The 19,480-nt window shown below is 41.1% G+C and carries 11 protein-coding genes, 2 tRNA genes and 3 rRNA genes; 4 read left to right on the plus strand and 12 right to left on the minus strand.

Annotation, left to right across the window (positions count from 1 at the left end):
- Positions 1–382: 382 nt before the first annotated feature.
- Positions 383–1,342: a methionyl-tRNA formyltransferase gene (gene fmt / locus H0S58_RS13615; RefSeq protein WP_195726786.1), complete on the plus strand. Its 960-nt coding sequence runs from the start codon at positions 383–385 to the stop codon at positions 1,340–1,342.
- Positions 1,342–2,649, plus strand: coding sequence for a 16S rRNA (cytosine(967)-C(5))-methyltransferase RsmB (gene rsmB / locus H0S58_RS13620; RefSeq protein ID WP_195726787.1), 1,308 nt, complete (start codon positions 1,342–1,344; stop codon positions 2,647–2,649). Before fmt ends, rsmB begins: the two co-directional genes overlap by 1 nt.
- Positions 2,650–2,779: 130 nt before the next feature.
- Here the strand turns inward: rsmB and zupT are convergent, their stop codons facing one another.
- From zupT to H0S58_RS13635, 3 genes are all read right to left on the minus strand, one after another.
- The gene (gene zupT / locus H0S58_RS13625) at positions 2,780–3,589 is read right to left on the minus strand and encodes a zinc transporter ZupT (RefSeq protein WP_195726788.1); all 810 of its coding nucleotides are present in this window, start codon (positions 3,587–3,589) and stop codon (positions 2,780–2,782) included.
- A 97-nt stretch (positions 3,590–3,686) separates the two neighbouring features.
- Positions 3,687–3,830 carry a methionine/alanine import family NSS transporter small subunit gene (locus tag H0S58_RS13630; protein WP_005012345.1) on the minus strand — a complete coding sequence of 48 codons (144 nt, stop codon included), beginning with the start codon at positions 3,828–3,830 and terminating at the stop codon, positions 3,687–3,689.
- 11 nt (positions 3,831–3,841) lie between these two features.
- Positions 3,842–5,320: a sodium-dependent transporter gene (locus tag H0S58_RS13635; protein ID WP_195726789.1), complete on the minus strand. Its 1,479-nt coding sequence runs from the start codon at positions 5,318–5,320 to the stop codon at positions 3,842–3,844.
- A 515-nt stretch (positions 5,321–5,835) separates the two neighbouring features.
- Here H0S58_RS13635 and H0S58_RS13640 point away from each other — a divergent pair.
- The gene (locus H0S58_RS13640) at positions 5,836–6,528 is read left to right on the plus strand and encodes a TIGR04219 family outer membrane beta-barrel protein (protein ID WP_195726790.1); all 693 of its coding nucleotides are present in this window, start codon (positions 5,836–5,838) and stop codon (positions 6,526–6,528) included.
- A 227-nt stretch (positions 6,529–6,755) separates the two neighbouring features.
- Here the strand turns inward: H0S58_RS13640 and H0S58_RS13645 are convergent, their stop codons facing one another.
- From H0S58_RS13645 to tyrS, 7 genes are all read right to left on the minus strand, one after another.
- Positions 6,756–7,079, minus strand: a complete 324-nt coding sequence (locus H0S58_RS13645) for an ankyrin repeat domain-containing protein (protein ID WP_053579138.1) — start codon at positions 7,077–7,079, stop codon at positions 6,756–6,758.
- Between the two features lie 285 nt (positions 7,080–7,364).
- Positions 7,365–7,479: ribosomal RNA gene (gene rrf, locus H0S58_RS13650) — 5S ribosomal RNA — on the minus strand.
- A 190-nt stretch (positions 7,480–7,669) separates the two neighbouring features.
- A 23S ribosomal RNA gene (locus H0S58_RS13655) occupies positions 7,670–10,563 on the minus strand.
- A 405-nt stretch (positions 10,564–10,968) separates the two neighbouring features.
- Positions 10,969–11,044: transfer RNA gene (locus H0S58_RS13660), tRNA-Ala, on the minus strand.
- An 86-nt stretch (positions 11,045–11,130) separates the two neighbouring features.
- A tRNA-Ile gene (locus tag H0S58_RS13665) sits at positions 11,131–11,207 on the minus strand.
- 58 nt (positions 11,208–11,265) lie between these two features.
- Positions 11,266–12,805, minus strand: a 16S ribosomal RNA gene (locus H0S58_RS13670).
- The 16S, 23S and 5S rRNA genes sit together here with 2 tRNA genes alongside, the layout of an rRNA operon.
- A 1,134-nt stretch (positions 12,806–13,939) precedes the next feature.
- Positions 13,940–15,154: a tyrosine--tRNA ligase gene (gene tyrS / locus H0S58_RS13675; protein WP_195726791.1), complete on the minus strand. Its 1,215-nt coding sequence runs from the start codon at positions 15,152–15,154 to the stop codon at positions 13,940–13,942.
- Positions 15,155–15,234: 80 nt separating this feature from the next.
- Between tyrS and H0S58_RS13680 the strand changes: the two genes are divergently transcribed.
- A complete protein-coding gene (locus H0S58_RS13680) occupies positions 15,235–16,362 on the plus strand; it encodes an anhydro-N-acetylmuramic acid kinase (protein WP_195726792.1) in 1,128 nt (375 codons plus the stop codon).
- A 60-nt stretch (positions 16,363–16,422) separates the two neighbouring features.
- Here H0S58_RS13680 and H0S58_RS13685 read toward each other — a convergent pair whose 3' ends face one another.
- Together H0S58_RS13685 and H0S58_RS13690 are read right to left on the minus strand one after the other, a co-directional pair.
- A complete protein-coding gene (locus H0S58_RS13685; RefSeq protein WP_195727627.1) occupies positions 16,423–17,703 on the minus strand; it encodes a lytic murein transglycosylase in 1,281 nt (426 codons plus the stop codon).
- 650 nt (positions 17,704–18,353) lie between these two features.
- Positions 18,354–19,475, minus strand: coding sequence for a 5-(carboxyamino)imidazole ribonucleotide synthase (locus H0S58_RS13690; RefSeq protein WP_195726793.1), 1,122 nt, complete (start codon positions 19,473–19,475; stop codon positions 18,354–18,356).
- Between the last annotated feature and the right edge of the window lie 5 nt (positions 19,476–19,480).

Here is a 19,480-nt window from a genome sequence, read left to right on the forward strand (position 1 = left end):
TAGGATTCATTCTGGCTGAATATGACGGATAGATAAGACTAAAGCAGTCGAAAATAATTCATCTTACTCGAGCTTGGGTATTGAATCAGCTACGTTGTCTAATCAGCTCAGTAAGGTCTATTCAGATTTCGACTGGTGTCATAAAAAATGAAATTGGAAACTAATATAACGCTATCCCATCAAATTAAATACAAAACTTTCATGAATAATTTTTTAATTTTGCATTACTTTATTTTATTATTTTAGAAATTAATCTCTATAAAAAATTCCTTAAAAATCCAATCCTTTTTTAATTTCAGTTGCTTATCAGTTTGCTTACAGCATCGTAGGTCTCTGTGTACTTTTGGCTTATAATAACTTAAGTTTATTTGGAATTTCATTTTTGAAAATCATCTTTGCAGGCACGCCTAAATTTGCTGCAGTTGCTTTAGAGGCGCTGTTAAAAACTGAACATGAAATTGTAGCGGTATATACTCAACCTGACCGCAAAGCAGGTCGGGGGCAAAAACTTCACGCATCCGCGGTTAAACAGTTGGCTTTAGCGCACAATATTGCAGTTTATCAACCCTTACATTTTAAATCCTCGACTGAGGAAGGAGTTGTAGCACAACAAGAATTGGCAGCCCTTGCTGCAGATGTTATGGTCGTTGCAGCTTATGGTTTAATTTTACCGCAAGTGATTTTAGATACTCCTCAATATGGCTGTTTAAATATTCATGGTTCACTGCTTCCACGCTGGCGCGGCGCGGCGCCCATCCAACGCGCGCTTGCTACAGGTGATATCGAAACGGGTGTAACCATTATGAAGATGGCTGCAGGTTTAGATACAGGCGACATGATGTATAAAACCCGGTGTCCGATTGAAGCAAATGATACTTCTGCACGCTTACATGACAAATTAGCCCTTCAAGGTGCAAGCGCAATTGTGACCGTTTTAGAGTCTGAACAAACGCTGCTCAATTATTTGGCAAAACGTGAAGTTCAAGATGAAACCCTGACTGTTTATGCACATAAATTATCTAAAGCCGAAGCTCAAATTGACTGGTCTATCGAGGCCGTGCAAATAGACCGTAATATTCGTGCGTTTAATCCTTGGCCAGTGGCTTTTATTGTTCTCGATGCGCAAAATAATTTAAGAGTTTGGAATTCTGAGTTATCCAATCAAAGAGCAGCAAATGCTCAAATTGGCGAAATTATCGCGATTGATCAACATGGAGTACATGTGGCCTGTGCAAATCAAAGCATCATTATACTAACTGCATTACAATGGCCAGGCGGCAAACCACTGAATGCTGTACAAATTTTACAAACCCAAAAATTGACTATTGGACAAATTTTATAATGAAGCAATCTCCCCACGCCTCAGGTAAAAACCTCAACTTACGTGCTCAGGTTGTGAAAACGTTATTGGCTGTCCAAAATGGTCAATCTCTGGCATCAGTTCTTCAACAGCATATGTCTATTGTTTCTGATAAAGACCGTGCGTTGTATCATGAATTAGTGCTGGGTTGTTTGCGCCAATGGCATGCGCTTAAACAACTAACCTTACCTTTACTGGCTAAACCATTGGAAAATCAAGTGGTTGAAACTTGTTTATATGTTGGGTTATACCAATTATTATGTACTCGTGTTGCCGCTCATGCCGCTATTTCTGAAACAGTTGAAGCCGCAAAACAATTGGGCATGGAAAGCTTAAGTGGTGTGGTCAATGCCATTTTGCGCCGCGCAACACGTGAAACTGAGCAGTTCTATGATGTGCTTGAACAAGCCTCAAATTTACCAAGTTGGTTATCAAAACGCTTAAAAAAGGATTGGGGTGAAAACTTTGAGGCGTTAAGTTATGAACTTAAACAAGTCGCGCCACTCACTTTGCGCGTAAATACCCGTCAAGTCAGCCGAGATGAATATCTCGACATTTTAGAAGATGAAGGCATCGACGCACATCGTTGCGACATTTCTGACGTCGGCATTGTGATGGATGAAAGTCTGCATATTCCAAGCCTTCCTGGTTTTGAAGCGGGTGGTTTTTCGGTACAAGATGAGCATGCTCAGCTTTGCGCAACTTTATTGCCTAATCTGAATGGCAAATTTGTAATTGATGCCTGTGCAGCGCCAGGCGGTAAAACTGCACATATTTTAGAAAAATATCAACCCAAAAAATTGATTGCACTCGACCAAGATGAAAAACGCCTAAAACGTGTGTCTGAAAACTTGGAACGTTTGGTACTCGATGGTAAACATGTAGAAATTGTCACAGCAGATGCGGTGAAATGGAGTTCATCTGAACTTGCAGATTGTATTGTCTTGGATGCCCCTTGCTCAGCCATTGGTGTGATCCGTCGTCATCCAGATATTCGTTTACTACGTCAGTCAGGTGATATTGCCAAAACGGTTCAGTTGCAAAAACAAATTTTGGATAATATGTGGCAACAACTCAAAGTGGGTGGCACTCTGCTTTACGTGACGTGTTCAATTTTAAAAGCTGAAAATGAGCAGCAAATGGTCGATTTCTTTGCCCAACATGCCGATGCTCAGGAACAAAAAATTGAGGCTGATTGGGGCATTGAACAAATTCATGGTCGTCAATTGTTACCACAAGTGGGTCAAGGCGATGGTTTCTATTATTGTCGAATCGAAAAAATAGCTTAAGTGATCAAGTATTGACTGTATAAATTTAGGCCTTAACTTCGGATGAGGCCTTTTTATTTACCTGATGATCAACGTCATAAGAATAAAGTATTATTTGTAAAGCCGTTATACATTTTAGAAAACGAAACAATTATAGTACCAACTTAAAAATCACTAAACTTAAAGCTAAAGACGCCATTCCAACCACTAATCCATAGACTGTTTCATGCCCTTGAGCATAACGTTTTGCCGTTGGCAATAATTCATCTAAAGCCAAAAATACCATCACGCCGCCAATGATGCCAAATACAGCGCCATAAATACTAAAATTCATAAAGGGTGCCAAGATAAAATAGCCAAGCGCAGCGCCAAATGGCTCAGCCAAAGCAGAAATGAAACTAGCACCCAAAGCTAAATCTTTACGTCCAGTCGCCATGTACACAGGTAAAGCGATAGCAATACCTTCAGGAATATTATGAATAGCAATCGCGATGGCCAAAGGTGCACCTAAAGTCGGACTTTCTAGCGTGGCAAAAAATGTCGCCAAGCCTTCAGGTAAATTATGAGCAGTAATCGCAAACAGCGTCATTAAAGCGGTGCGCTTTAATTGCTGTTTTTCAATTTCAGCAGCATATTTCGGTTCAAGGGTTTGATGTGGATTAGGAATAAAACGATCCAATAACAACACCAAAATCATCCCAAGTAAAAAAGCAAAAGTACCCAAAGCAAAACCATATTTGGGTTCAAAAGCTTGACTGAATGAAGCAATCGATTTATTCAGAATTTCAGTCAATGAAATATAGATCATTGCACCAGCGGCGAAAGCCAAGCCGAAAGACAATACACGATAACTCGGCTGTTTAAAAAATAGAACCAATGCACCCCCAATGACGGTAGACAATCCAGCAAGGAAGGTCACTGCAAATGCAATCAAAACCTGATGGGATAAAATGATCTGCATGGACATGCCCCATTTTAAAAACAAGAAAGTCATTATCATAAATGATAATGACTTTCATTTGCATATTTTATTAGAACGACCGAGATCGTTTTTGGATTTACAGCGTATGCTGATCTTTTACATCTTCTAACACATCATCCAATTCTTCTGGGTTTTTCATTAAATGTAGAATAGATAAAGCCAATCCACCCCACAAAAACACCATCGAGATCACCATCATTACGATTGCAGAAGTATTCATCTTTTTCTCTCCTAGCGGTCTTTAACACGAGATAAAATAAAGGCTACTACTGCACAGAACATCACACAGCCCCAACCAAATAACCACTGTAGACTTAAACTATAATCGCCATAACCTTTTAACAATAAGTTATAAATGGTCATGCCCAAAGTAATCAATAAAATCAACGATGTAATAACGGTTAGAGTGAAATCCCAACCTTTGCCCAATTGCACAGTTGAAATCGCATTGACATGATTTCTAATTTCAATCAGTGCTGAACGCTTAAACCACGCAATACTGATAATTGAAAGCAATGCGCCGCCGATAATCCCGATGTTATTAATGAAATGGTCAATAATATCGACCAATTTAATCGAGTTAACACTGGAAAAGAGTACGATTGACACCAAGGCACTACCACCACCGATAATTGAAACAGCTTTTTTACGGCTCCACTTCAGTTTATCCATCATGGCAGAAATTGGAACTTCCAAAATACTGACCATGGATGAAATACCGGCAACAAACAAGGAGGTAAAGAACAAGATACCGAATAAATCTGCTCCTGCACCCAAGCTCGAAATAATTTTAGGAAAGGCAATAAAGGCCAAGCCAATACCGCCACTCACAACATCTTCAACATTAGTATTCGCAGCATAAGCCATAAAGCCCAGTGCAGCAAAAATACCAATACCCGCTAAAATTTCAGTTGATGCATTGGCAAAACCGACAATTAAGCCTGAACCGGTTAAATTGGTTTTTGGTTTTAAATAAGAAGCATAAGTCACCATAATCCCGAAGCCCACTGAAAGCGAGAAAAAGGTATGCCCATAAGCTGCCAACCACACTTTATAGTTCATCATGGCGGACCAGTTTGGCGTAAAGAAGGCATTTAAACCTTGTACCGCACCAGGTAAGCGAAGTGCCTGAATCACCAAAAGAATAAATAAAACAAACAACAACGGCATGAATATCTTATTGGAAAGCTCGACCCCTTTTTTCACACCACCATACAAAATAATTAAAGTCAGTGCCCAAATACCCGCCAGTGGCCAAAAAATATGGCTGACAAATTTCGGATCAAAACCTGATGCTTCTGAGGTTTGTAAATAAGTTTTAAAGAAGAATGCTTCTGGATCATTGCCCCACATTTGACCCACTGAGAAGTACACATAGCTTCCCGCCCAAGTCAAAACGCTGGCATAGTACAATCCAATGATAATACACACGCATACTTGCCACCATCCAAGTGTTTCACCACCTTTGAAAATGGCACGGTAGGCTTTAGGTGGAGAACGATTACTTTTATGGCCTACTGCATAATCTAAAAATAAAAGCGGTAATCCTGCAGTAATTAAAGCAATCAAATACGGAATTAAAAATGCCCCACCACCATTTTCATAGGCGACATAAGGAAAGCGCCAAATATTACCTAAACCAACTGCAGACCCAATCGCGGCAATAATAAAGCCCGATCGTGACGTCCAGTTTTCACGAGAATCTGTCATAAAATACCTAAACCTTCGGTTTTTTTCTTGCCGCTTGTTATTGATTATGTCGCGAGCAAAAAAATTCCCATTCAAAAATTAATCTTGTTATGTCTGAAGTTTAGCTTTAGCCTTTTGAGCATGATTTTCTAAATTACAAACAGGTTATCATCACAAAATCTTGCTTAAAGCCTTTTATGAGTTTTACCTTTTAATAGGTGAACAATACCCACTTTTCGGGCTTTTATCTGTAGTTTTTGCGGAAATTCTTCGCTTTTCTACGGCTAATGATCTGATTTGATCAAAATGTGACGCTTCAAGCACCTTAATTAAATAATCATGATTTATAAATATGAATAATCACGTTTTATTGGATTTAAAATAAGCCATGACTGTAGATAAAAATAATCCCATTTATATCTGTTGTGTAGCCCCATAAGCTCAAAAGTTCGATATGATGGCCTCAAAATTGAGCGCTCTCACATGTACTCAAATAAATCGAACAACTAAAACGTCACCACTTAGGTTAAGGACTTATGAAATTATTAAAAATGACATTACTCACCACAGCTTTGGGACTAAGCACTGTGGCGCAAGCAGATTTTATTGGCTTAAAAGGCGATATCAGTTATTGGATTACTGATGGTAACGTAGATATTACCCAACCTTATGCAGTACACGATAAACTTGACCGTGATGGCGCAGTTCAACTTTCTTTAGCATTTGAACATCCTGTTCCTTTCCTACCCAATGCCAAAATTAAATATGTCGATTTAGACAGTACTACACAGAATCAACTTTACAATACTGATGCCTCATTAAAAAACACCGATTACATTTTATATTACGAAATTTTGGACAATATCATCAGTATTGATTTGGGTCTCGGTCTCGCAAACTTAGACGGAGACGTGAAACAATACAACTCTCTGGATGAAATTAAATATACCATTAATGGAAATGGGGTAATCGGCTATGTCAATGTGGGCGCTAAATTACCATTCACAGGTTTAAGTGCTTCAACTGAGGCGATCTATAGCAGTTTCTCTGACGGAAAATTTACCGATCTTCAAGCCGAATTTCAATATGATTTTATCAATAACATTGCTTTGGATATCGGGGCTAAAGTGGGTTATCGTTATATGAAAGTAGACTTTGATCAATTAAAAGATCAAGATTTAAAAATCGAATTTAAAGGACCATATATAGGCTTGAATGCGCATTTTTAAAACACAGTATTTTTAATTTATTTTTTTGTAAGAAACCACTTACCTGAAAAGCGAATATTTACTTATATCAGCCTCTAACTAAATTTTATACTCTAGATTTATCAGGAATAGGGATTTCTCGAACACTAAAAAATAAGTTTGAGCGTCAGAATGTAAAATTCGCTAGGATTCAAATCTAAGCTGCATCTATAGAACAGCCCAATCAGGATGATAGGGCTATTCTAATTTTACTTCATACCTTGTAAGCTTTTTAAATACATCACAATTTCTTCATTCCCTGCCATTTCAGCCAGTTCTAAAGCGTTATAAGTCCCTCGATAAGCAATATCTACCCCCTTACTGACCAATAACTTCACCACATCTAAGTGATTATTTTCAGCTGCGGCCTGTAATGCACTATAGCCTTCTTCATCCGTTTGATTTGGATTAATTCCTTGCAAAAGTAACTCTTCGAGCTGTTCTAAATCACCTAAAGATGACCAATACACCAACTCAGGAAGATGTAATTCATCATCATCTTCAGGCATGGGGGAAAATGAGTTGAGTTTCATAATATATATCCTGTAAATTATTTTTTAACTAATGGGCTCTATCTTGCCATAAGTTCTTCCTCTGAGCGTCCTAAAATAATTGATTGTTTTTTAATTAGATAAAAGGATTATTTTTTAAAATACTGAATTTCAATGATTAAATTAAAAATAAGGACTGGCTGTTTTTATTGGTAACCAAATTGAATGCGGGTATTTTTTAAATTTATTTATTTCACTTTTTACTTTTTAAATTATGTATAGAAAAACCCCCCTCAGTCTTAAGACTGAGGGGGGTTTAGAATAATGAGCTGGCGATGACTTACTCTCACATGGGTAACCCCACACTACCATCAGCGCGAAGAGGTTTCACTTCTGAGTTCGGGAAGGGATCAGGTGGTTCACTCTTGCTATTGTCGCCAGCACAACTGTTTATGGACTTGTTCGGGTCTTATTTACGGGATTTATTTCGTAAGCCTTACTTTGTACCAAAAGAGTTATTAACAGACATTAAATTTGAGTTGAGATTTTAGTTTGTAGCGTTAACTAAATCAAGGGTATATTGCTTGGTTTTGAATCACTTAGATGATGCAATACAACTGTTTGGGTGTTGTATAGTCAAGCCTCACGAGCAATTAGTATTGGTCAGCTTCACATATCACTATGCTTCCACATCCAACCTATCAACGTCGTAGTCTTCAACGGCTCTTTAGGTGACATAAAGTCACAGGGAAATCTAATCTTGAGGTAGGCTTCCCGCTTAGATGCTTTCAGCGGTTATCCCTTCCGAACATAGCTACCCGGCGATGCAACTGGCGTTACAACCGGTACACCAGAGGTTCGTCCACTCTGGTCCTCTCGTACTAGGAGCAGATCCTCTCAAATTTCCAACGCCCACGGTAGATAGGGACCGAACTGTCTCACGACGTTCTAAACCCAGCTCGCGTACCTCTTTAAATGGCGAACAGCCATACCCTTGGGACCTGCTTCAGCCCCAGGATGAGATGAGCCGACATCGAGGTGCCAAACACCGCCGTCGATATGAACTCTTGGGCGGTATCAGCCTGTTATCCCCAGAGTACCTTTTATCCGTTGAGCGATGGCCCTTCCATACAGAACCACCGGATCACTAAGACCTACTTTCGTACCTGCTCGACTTGTGGGTCTCGCAGTTAAGCGCGCTTTTGCCTTTATACTCTACGCGTGATTTCCGACCACGCTGAGCGCACCTTCGTACTCCTCCGTTACTCTTTAGGAGGAGACCGCCCCAGTCAAACTACCCACCAGACATGGTCCTCGCTCCAGATTATGGAGCAGAGTTAGAACCTCAATATTACCAGGGTGGTATTTCAAGATTGGCTCCACCGAAACTAGCGTCTCGGTTTCAAAGCCTCCCACCTATCCTACACAAGTAAGATCAAAGTTCAATGTCAAGCTGCAGTAAAGGTTCACGGGGTCTTTCCGTCTAGCCGCGGGTACACCGCATCTTCACGGCGAATTCGATTTCACTGAGTCTCTGCTGGAGACAGCGCCCCCATCATTATGCCATTCGTGCAGGTCGGAACTTACCCGACAAGGAATTTCGCTACCTTAGGACCGTTATAGTTACGGCCGCCGTTTACTGGGGCTTCGATCAAGAGCTTCGCTTACGCTAACCCCATCAATTAACCTTCCAGCACCGGGCAGGCATCACACCCTATACGTCCACTTTCGTGTTTGCAGAGTGCTATGTTTTTAATAAACAGTTGCAGGGGCCTGGTTTCTGTGGCTGTCAACCGCTCAGGGAGTAAATCCCATCACCGTCGACAGCGTACCTTCTCCCGAAGTTACGGTACCATTTTGCCTAGTTCCTTCAGCAGAGTTCTCTCAAGCGCTTTGGTCTACTCGACCTGACCACCTGTGTCGGTTTCGGGTACGATTCCTGTGTAACTGAAGCTTAGAGACTTTTCCTGGAAGCATGGTATCAGCCACTTCACTGTACAAGTACAGCTTGCTATCAGTTCTCAGCATAGAGCACCCCGGATTTGCCTAAGATGCATGCCTACAACCTTTCACCTGGACAACCAACGCCAGGCTGACTTAACCTTCTCCGTCCTCTCATCGCATTACACAGAAGTATTGGAATATTAACCAATTTCCCATCGACTACGCCTCTCGGCCTCGCCTTAGGGGTCGACTCACCCAGCCCCGATTAACGTTGGACTGGAACCCTTGGTCTTTCAGCGTGCGAGTTTTTCACTCGCATTGTCGTTACTCACGTCAGCATTCGCACTTCTGATACCTCCAGCAGACTTCTCAATCCACCTTCATCGGCTTACAGAACGCTCCCCTACCACTTGCAATAAATTGCAAATCCGCAGCTTCGGCATATAGTTTTAGCCCCGTTACATCTTCCGCGCAGGCCGACTCGACTAGTGAGCTATTACGCTTTCTTTAAAGGGTGGCTGCTTCTAAGCCAACCTCCTAGCTGTCTATGCCTTCCCACATCGTTTCCCACTTAACTATAATTTTGGGGCCTTAGCTGGCGGTCTGGATTGTTTTCCTCTTGACTACGGACGTTAGCACCCGCAGTCTGTCTCCCGGATAGTACTCATTGGTATTCGGAGTTTGCATCGGTTTGGTAAGTCGGGATGACCCCCTAGCCGAAACAGTGCTCTACCCCCAATGGTATTCGTCCGAGGCGCTACCTAAATAGCTTTCGGGGAGAACCAGCTATCACCGAGTTTGATTAGCCTTTCACCCCTATCCACAAGTCATCCCCCGGCTTTTCAACGACGGTGGGTTCGGTCCTCCAGTTAGTGTTACCCAACCTTCAACCTGCTCATGGATAGATCACCCGGTTTCGGGTCTACACCCAGCAACTAAACGCCCTATTAAGACTCGATTTCTCTACGGCTCCCCTATGCGGTTAACCTTGCTACTGAATGTAAGTCGCTGACCCATTATACAAAAGGTACGCAGTCACCGAACAAGTCGGCTCCCACTGCTTGTATGCATGCGGTTTCAGGATCTATTTCACTCCCCTCACAGGGGTTCTTTTCGCCTTTCCCTCACGGTACTGGTTCACTATCGGTCAGTCAGGAGTATTTAGCCTTGGAGGATGGTCCCCCCATATTCAGACAAGGTTTCACGTGCCCCGCCCTACTCGTCATCATTATCTAAGCCCTTTCGTGTACAGGACTATCACCCACTACGGTTGCACTTCCCAGAGCATTCCACTAAAACTTAGATAACTTAATGGGCTGATCCCCGTTCGCTCGCCGCTACTAAGGGAATCTCAATTGATTTCTTTTCCTAAGGGTACTGAGATGTTTCACTTCCCCTCGTTCGCCTTGCATGACTATGTATTCATCATGCAATACCTACCTTATGGTAAGTGGGTTTCCCCATTCAGAAATCTCCGGATCACAGGATATTTGCCGCCTCCCCGGAGCTTATCGCAGGCTATTACGTCTTTCATCGCCTCTGACTGCCAAGGCATCCACCACATGCACTTAATTACTTGACTATACAACCCCAAACAGTCGTTAACACCCTACAAGTGATGTAACAACAGAGTCAGCCTTACGACCTTCTCATACAGTTTGTGGTCTGTAGATTTAACTACAGTACAGCTTCAATCTAAATTCATCTACCAAAACGCTTGATTCAGTTAATTTCGCTAGTTCTCAGTTCTTCTTCGTCATTGAAATGAAATACTTGCGTATTACAGTCAATGCTGAATTAGTTCTGAGTTCAAACAATTATTTCAACTCAAATTCTCAATCTGTTAATGATTAACTACGTCTTCGTCAGACCGTAGGTAACTGTGATAAATCACAGAACTTAATAAATTAAAAAATCATTTAATCATGATCTTATTTATTAAATTCTATAATCTAACTTCTTAGCTTATATATTGAAGAACAATATATGGTGGAGACTAACGGAGTCGAACCGTTGACCTCCTGCGTGCAAAGCAGGCGCTCTACCAACTAAGCTAAGTCCCCAGCTTATCACTTATTAGCTTTATGTATCTCTCGTTTGTAACTCAACTCCAAGACTCTCATCTCTTCATTATTTCAGTTAGTAGACTTGGTGGGTCTGACAAGACTTGAACTTGTGACCCCACGCTTATCAAGCGTGTGCTCTAACCAACTGAGCTACAGACCCATCGATACATCATGAAGAACAACTTGTTGTGGATTCTTACCAATCGTCAATCTTTCGTTAAGGAGGTGATCCAGCCGCAGGTTCCCCTACGGCTACCTTGTTACGACTTCACCCCAGTCATCGGCCACACCGTGGTAAGCGTCCTCCTTGCGGTTAGACTACCTACTTCTGGTGCAACAAACTCCCATGGTGTGACGGGCGGTGTGTACAAGGCCCGGGAACGTATTCACCGCGGCATTCTGATCCGCGATTACTAGCGATTCCGACTTCATGGAGTCGAGTTGCAGACTCCAATCCGGACTACGATCGGCTTTTTGAGATTAGCATCCTATCGCTAGGTAGCAACCCTTTGTACCGACCATTGTAGCACGTGTGTAGCCCTGGTCGTAAGGGCCATGATGACTTGACGTCGTCCCCGCCTTCCTCCAGTTTGTCACTGGCAGTATCCTTAAAGTTCCCGGCTTAACCCGCTGGCAAATAAGGAAAAGGGTTGCGCTCGTTGCGGGACTTAACCCAACATCTCACGACACGAGCTGACGACAGCCATGCAGCACCTGTATGTAAGCTCCCGAAGGCACCAATCCATCTCTGGAAAGTTCTTACTATGTCAAGACCAGGTAAGGTTCTTCGCGTTGCATCGAATTAAACCACATGCTCCACCGCTTGTGCGGGCCCCCGTCAATTCATTTGAGTTTTAGTCTTGCGACCGTACTCCCCAGGCGGTCTACTTATCGCGTTAGCTGCGCCACTAAAGTCTCAAAGACCCCAACGGCTAGTAGACATCGTTTACGGCATGGACTACCAGGGTATCTAATCCTGTTTGCTCCCCATGCTTTCGTACCTCAGTGTCAGTATTAGGCCAGATGGCTGCCTTCGCCATCGGTATTCCTCCAGATCTCTACGCATTTCACCGCTACACCTGGAATTCTACCATCCTCTCCCATACTCTAGCCAACCAGTATCGAATGCAATTCCCAAGTTAAGCTCGGGGATTTCACATTTGACTTAATTGGCCACCTACGCACGCTTTACGCCCAGTAAATCCGATTAACGCTCGCACCCTCTGTATTACCGCGGCTGCTGGCACAGAGTTAGCCGGTGCTTATTCTGCGAGTAACGTCCACTATCCCTAGGTATTAACTAGAGTAGCCTCCTCCTCGCTTAAAGTGCTTTACAACCAAAAGGCCTTCTTCACACACGCGGCATGGCTGGATCAGGGTTCCCCCCATTGTCCAATATTCCCCACTGCTGCCTCCCGTAGGAGTCTGGGCCGTGTCTCAGTCCCAGTGTGGCGGATCATCCTCTCAGACCCGCTACAGATCGTCGCCTTGGTAGGCCTTTACCCCACCAACTAGCTAATCCGACTTAGGCTCATCTATTAGCGCAAGGTCACAAGTGATCCCCTGCTTTCTCCCGTAGGACGTATGCGGTATTAGCATTCCTTTCGAAATGTTGTCCCCCACTAATAGGCAGATTCCTAAGTATTACTCACCCGTCCGCCGCTAAGTTAAGTAGCAAGCTACTTTTCCCCGCTCGACTTGCATGTGTTAAGCCTGCCGCCAGCGTTCAATCTGAGCCATGATCAAACTCTTCAGTTTAATATTGCTTAGTACCTATAGGGCACCAATCTTGGCTCATCAATTTTCTGACAAATATTTCTCAAATAAACTTCGAGTAATTTCTACCATTAATCAATGAAAATAATTTCGATCAATCAATCAGTAAAAATCCACACAAGTTGTTCTTCATAAGCTCTTAATGATCTCTCTTATTCCTCGTCAGAATAAGTCGCTCAACAACATAAACCTAAAAACTCAGCATCTAGCGCTTCGTACTTTCCGTCTATCTCGTCGGGATGCAGCGTATTCTATACACTTTATAACAGCACGCAACCCCTAAAATGATTTATTTTTCACGTATGCTTATTTTTTCTACCAAATCTCTCAAAAACTCTATTTTTAAGCTATTTTTTATACTTTTATTGAGTAGGAAGTTGATTTTTTCTTAGTTGAATTCGATTTTTTCTAGATAGAAATACTTCTAGTTCTTTAAAAAAAGAACTTTAGCTGTGAAGCTCTTCGACTTTTTCACATAATTGTAAGCCATAAAATAAGCTTATCGCCAAAGTGGTTATTTTAAGCTTTTAAAAAGAAAGCGATCAATCCACTCTTCTTTCGAAATCATGTGATTTATTTGTGAAATTCATCCCAGCCTATAAACCGTTTAGAGAAAAACAAGGGAGCTTACTTTTATTCTTTTACTAATTGATTTGAAAATATCCGCGCAAACCCAGATTAGTTTTTTAATTGCATAAGCTCTGTCTTGATTATTTCAAAAAGAAGAGATCAATCACCTGAGAATATGGCTTTATTATGCCAAAAACTGGCTTAAAATAAGCTGAGTTAAAATTTACTCAATTTTAAATAGAAAAAAAGAAAGAGATCTCTCCCAAAACCTCTCCCTCGGAGTTAGACCATTAACCGATCCATGCTGTCATTATTATAGTTATCTACAAAACTTAAAAATATAGAGTGTTTCACACATAACTTATATCCACGCTGCGTGGCGAATAAATCTTATCTAGAAACAAATAACATTACAAGCTTTTTGGGAAAATTTAATCTTTGTTTTTATACGACTTTTTCTGAATTTACTTATTCATAATCCAGATATATAAATAAAAAATAAAAGCAGACCGAGGTCTGCTTTTATTTCAACAATTTGACGCTTTTTTAGTCAATGAAAATAACCTTCGCAATCGCTTTTTTGCCTGCTTGAATAATATAAGTTTTATTCTCAGCAACTGAAAAGTTTGCATCCACCACTTCCCAATCTACCTTTACAGCGCCACGAGCCACGGCATCTTTGGCTTGTGCTGCATTTTTGGTTAAGCCAGCCGTACGTAAAATAGAAGCAATAAACATTTCACCGCCAAATTCTGACCGTGAAATAACCACTTCTGGCGTACCTTCAGGAAGTTCACCTTCAGTAATCAGATTCCCAGCACCTTTGTGTGCATTGGCAGCCGCATGTGTGCCATGAAAACGCTCCACCAACTCCAGTGCCAGAATCTTCTTCACTTCTTGTGGGTTACGCCCTTCTGCGACTTCTTTTAATAACACCTCAATCTCTTCAACAGATTTGAAGCTGAGCAAATCGAAATAACGCTCAATTAAGGTATCTGGCATTGAAAGGACTTTTTGGTACATTGCACCCGGTGCATCAAAGACACCAATATAGTTACCCAAAGATTTAGACATCTTGTTGACGCCATCCAAACCTTCGAGAATGGGTACTGTAATACAAACTTGCGCTTCTTGATCATAACGACCTTGTAGCGTACGACCCATCAATAAGTTGAAGGTTTGGTCTGTACCACCAAGCTCTACATCAGCCTCTAATGCAATTGAGTCATACCCTTGAACCAATGGATACAAGAATTCGTGAATCGCAATCGGCTGATGACTGTTATAACGCTTGGTAAAGTCATCACGCTCAAGCATACGGGCAACCGTTTGCTGTGAAGCCAATTGAATCAGATCAGCAGCCGTTTTTTCGGCAAACCATTCAGAGTTAAAACGCACTTTGGTTTTATTTGGATCAAGAATTTTAAAGACTTGTTCTTGATAGGTTTTGGCATTTCCCAACACTTGTTCACGCGACAAGGGTGGACGCGTTGCACTTTTACCTGTTGGATCACCAATCATGGCGGTGTAATCACCAATCAAGAACGTCACTTCATGTCCCAAATCTTGGAACACTTTTAGCTTATTAATCAGTACAGTGTGACCTAAATGCAGGTCAGGTGCTGTTGGATCAAAGCCCGCTTTAATTTTTAAGGGGCGATTTTCTTTAAGTTTCTTTAACAGATCCTCTTCAGAAATAATTTCATGAGTGCCTCGTTGAATGAGGGCAAGTTGTTCTTCAGCCGGCAGGAAATTTGACATCACAAAACCCAATACATCTGTTATACAATTTGTGCGATATACTAACACTTTTTCAGCACAATGCAGGCTTAACTATCATCATGACAGCGATCTATATTGGGGTAATGACCGGCACCAGCATGGATGGCGTTGACATCGTGGCTGCTTCCTTTGATCCTTTGCAGCTTCACGCCACTCTGACCTTGTCCTTTGATTTAGATTTACGTGATGAATTAATGGCGCTCACTTTGCCAGATGACAATGAAATTGATCGTATGGGTAAAGCAGATGTTGCTTTGGCTCAAATGATTGGGCATGGGATTAATGAGCTGATTGAAAAGAATTACTTAGATCGTAACCATATTAAAGCGATTGGTTCGCATGGACAAACCATTCGTCACCGCCCTGAACATGGCTTTACCCTTCAAATTGGCGACCCCAATATCATTACCGAAATCACTCAAATTCCTGTGATTTCAGATTTTAGACGTCGCGACATGGCTGCGGGTGGTCAAGGTGCACCTTTAGTGCCTGCATTTCATCAAGCCTTATTTCAACATTCCAGCATTCATCGCGTCATTTTAAATCTGGGTGGTATTGCCAATGTCAGTATGTTGCCTGCAAACCATCCTGAAGGTGTATTTGGTTTTGATACCGGGCCTGCCAATATTTTAATGGATGCTTGGTGCCATCGTTATACTGGACAACCTTATGATGAAAATGGCAATTGGGCTGCCTATGGTCAACCTATTCGCAGCTTACTTGACCGCTTACAATCTCATGAATATTTCTCCAAAGAACCTCCAAAAAGTACAGGTCGTGAAGACTTCAATTTAGAATGGCTCGATGAACAAATAGCTGACTGGCATAATGATACTGAATATAACGAATTAGAAGATACACCTGAAAATGTTCAGGCAACACTCTTAAAACTCACCACACGCGCCATAAAAAAAGCGATTTACCGCTCAAATATGGATACAGGTGAAGTCTATGTATGTGGAGGTGGTGCCTATAATTCATATTTACTTGAACAATTACGTTGGCGCTTACGCAAACACAATTGGTCAGTACAAACCACCTCTGTCTTAGGTTTAGCACCAATTTGGGTAGAAGCGACCGCATTTGCATGGTTGGCCATGCGTTTTATCACCCAACAGAGCGGTAACTTGCCTACGGTGACAGGTGCATCTGGATATCGTATTTTGGGAACAATGACTGCTGTATAAGAATAAATTAGTCAAAATAAAAAGGTCAGCTTCAAGCTGACCTTTTTAATGATCAAAAATTTATTGCATCATATTTTTAGCATTTTCATTGCGAATAACACTTAAAATTTGTTGTCCTGCACGTCCTGTCGAACTTAAACCCAAACGGGTTTGCTCTTGACGAATAGCTTGACGACTTTTATCACCAATTAAACCATCCACTGCACCAATGTCATAACCACGATTAATTAAAAATTGCTGAATTTCACGGCGCTCTGCTCTTGAGGTTCCCGCATCTGCTGTCGGCCAAGACTTACTAAAACCCGCTTTGCCTTGTAAACGATCAGATAAATGTGCAATCGCTAAAGCATAACTTTCCGCAGCGTTATAACTATATATAGCATCGAAATTTTTAAACACCAAGAATACAGGACCATTTGCACCCGCAGGTGCCATTAATCCCGCATTACTGCTGCTTGATAAACCAGCTTGAATCAATGAACCACCATCCGCACGAACCAAACCACGGCTCATCCAATGACTTAAAGACTTTTTATTACGACGCCCTTCACCATTTATTGACATTGCCTCAGGAATTCGAACCTCAAAGCCCCAAGGTTGCCCTGTTTGCCAACCACGTTTTTTTAAGAAATTTGCAGTAGAAGCCAAGGCATCTGAGGTACTCGAAACCAAATCACGACGGCCATCGCCATCAAAGTCAACGGCAAGCTCTTCATAAGTAGATGGCATAAATTGGGTATGACCAAACGCACCCGCCCAAGAACCTTTCATTTGAGATTCACTTAAATCACCGCGTTGTAAAATTCGCATGGTGGCAAAAAACTCGCCACGAAAATAACTTTGACGACGCCCCTCACAACTTAAAGTACCCAAAGCCTGCAATAAAGGATAACTTCCCGAAATTCCACCAAAATTACTTTCAACACCCCAAACAGCCACCACTTTTTCAGCAGGCACTCCATATACAGATGCAACGCGATTGAGTACATCCCGATGTTGAGATAGTTTTTGCTGCCCCAGCTGTACCCGTTCCTCATCAACCAAACCAGACAAATAATCCCAAATAGGTGTAGAAAACTCAGGTTGATAATTCAATTTATCAATCACTGAATAATCAGGCATTAAGTTTTGGGTATAACGATCATATGTCGAACCATTTACCCCTGAGGCGATTGCCTGAGAACGCAAATTTGCAATGCATTGCTGAAAATTATTTTGTGCAGAAAAACTCGGTGCTGGAGAAAGATTAGAACTTGCTGGTTGGCCATTAATAATCAGCTCAGCATGGGCTTGAGTCATTGCAAGAAAAACTGAACCTAAAACAGAAGCTAAGCGAATCATCATATCCTTTACAACATTTGAATTTAAATTATGTTTTTACCATACCATCAACCTTTCATAATTTCTGAATCAAATCGTAAATTTAAATTCATTTTCCTTCATTTTAAATTCATATTCTGTTTTTGAATTTAAAAACTTATCCATAATTCATATTTTTAAAAATTTTAAATTCAAAGATACTCAATATATGAATTTAAATTTATTGCTTTAAATTTAAAAGATTCTTTTTAAATCCAAACATCTGTGGATAAGTTTATTATCTTTGTTTTCATATCTTTAAATAAGTAAAAATTTAAATTCAAAACTGTATTTTTAAATTTAAAAGTTTAAATTCATATTCTCCAAAACACTTTGAATTCATATTTTTAAATTCAAAAATAAACCCTGCTGTTTAAATTCATAAACTTTGAATTCATTTTTAATGATTTGAATTTAAAAGCTATGCTGGTTAGTTTCCAGTAATGTAAGAACACCGCAAAAATTTTGAATGATTATATTTTTAATATAAGAGCTTAACTTACATCGCCTATTTTTTTATTCTGCCCCGATCCATGATGCTTTCTCTTAAAAAGGGCGCAATCATGCCCGAACTTCAGACCTAAAAAAAGCGCTCATAAACATGAACGCTTTTTTTGTATTCAATCTCAGGATTAAATGTTCATATCTTGAGTCAATGCTAAAGGTTGAGGCAAAATTTTTGCCAATTGACGACATAAACGGGTCAATTCGATGCTGTCATTTGGAAGCAGCGTAATATGACCAATTTTACGACCTTCACGCTCCGTTTTATTATACAGATGTAAGTGTGCGCCATTCAGTGCCAAGATATCTTCCGTTTTTGGATGCTGACCAATAATATTGACCATCACACTTGGACGAATCACATCCGTTGAACCTAAAGGTAAACCAGCAACCGCACGAATGTGATTTTCAAACTGTGAACATACCGCACCTTCAATCGACCAATGTCCTGAATTGTGCACGCGGGGTGCCATTTCATTGGCAAATAGGCCTTTATCTGTGACGAATAACTCTAAAGTCAGCACACCGACATAATTTAAATGATTGAGTAGGCGAGTAATATAATCTTGCGCAACCGGTTGTAAATCTAAGCTTTTTGGTGCCGGTACAATCGAATGCGATAAAATACCATTGTGATGATGATTTTCAGCCAATGACCAAGTTTTAACTTCACCATTTTGCCCACGCACCGCAATAATGGACACTTCACGCGAAAAATTCACAAAACTTTCCGCAACAAGCGAACCTGCTGGCCCAAGTTCGAGCCATGCTTGCTGCATTTGATTGCTGCTACGCACTACAAACTGACCTTTGCCATCATAACCACCTGTGGTAGTTTTCAGGACAATCGGTAAACCCAGTTCTGTCACGGCTTGTTCTAAACTTTCTAAAGAATTGACCGCTTTATACGGTGCAACAGGAATACCGAGCTCATCAAATAATGCTTTTTCAAGCAAGCGGTTTTGGGCAATCGCCAAAGCCTGACGCGATGGATATAATTCTTTTTGTTTGGTGAGTACATCAACATCTGCAAGAGGCGTATTTTCAAACTCAAGGCTAAAAACATCTGCACTTTGAATAAACTGATTTAATCCATTTTCAGCTTTAGGAGAAATGACCTGACCCAATGCAACCGATGGACAATCTGCATTCGCTTCAAAGAAAGTACATTGAATATTTAGGGGAAGGGCAGCTTGTGCCATCATACGGCCAAGCTGACCTCCTCCAAAAATACCGATGGTCTTATCCATAATAT

It is taken from the genome of Acinetobacter sp. TTH0-4, from assembly GCF_015602665.1.
Lineage (GTDB): Bacteria > Pseudomonadota > Gammaproteobacteria > Pseudomonadales > Moraxellaceae > Acinetobacter > Acinetobacter albensis.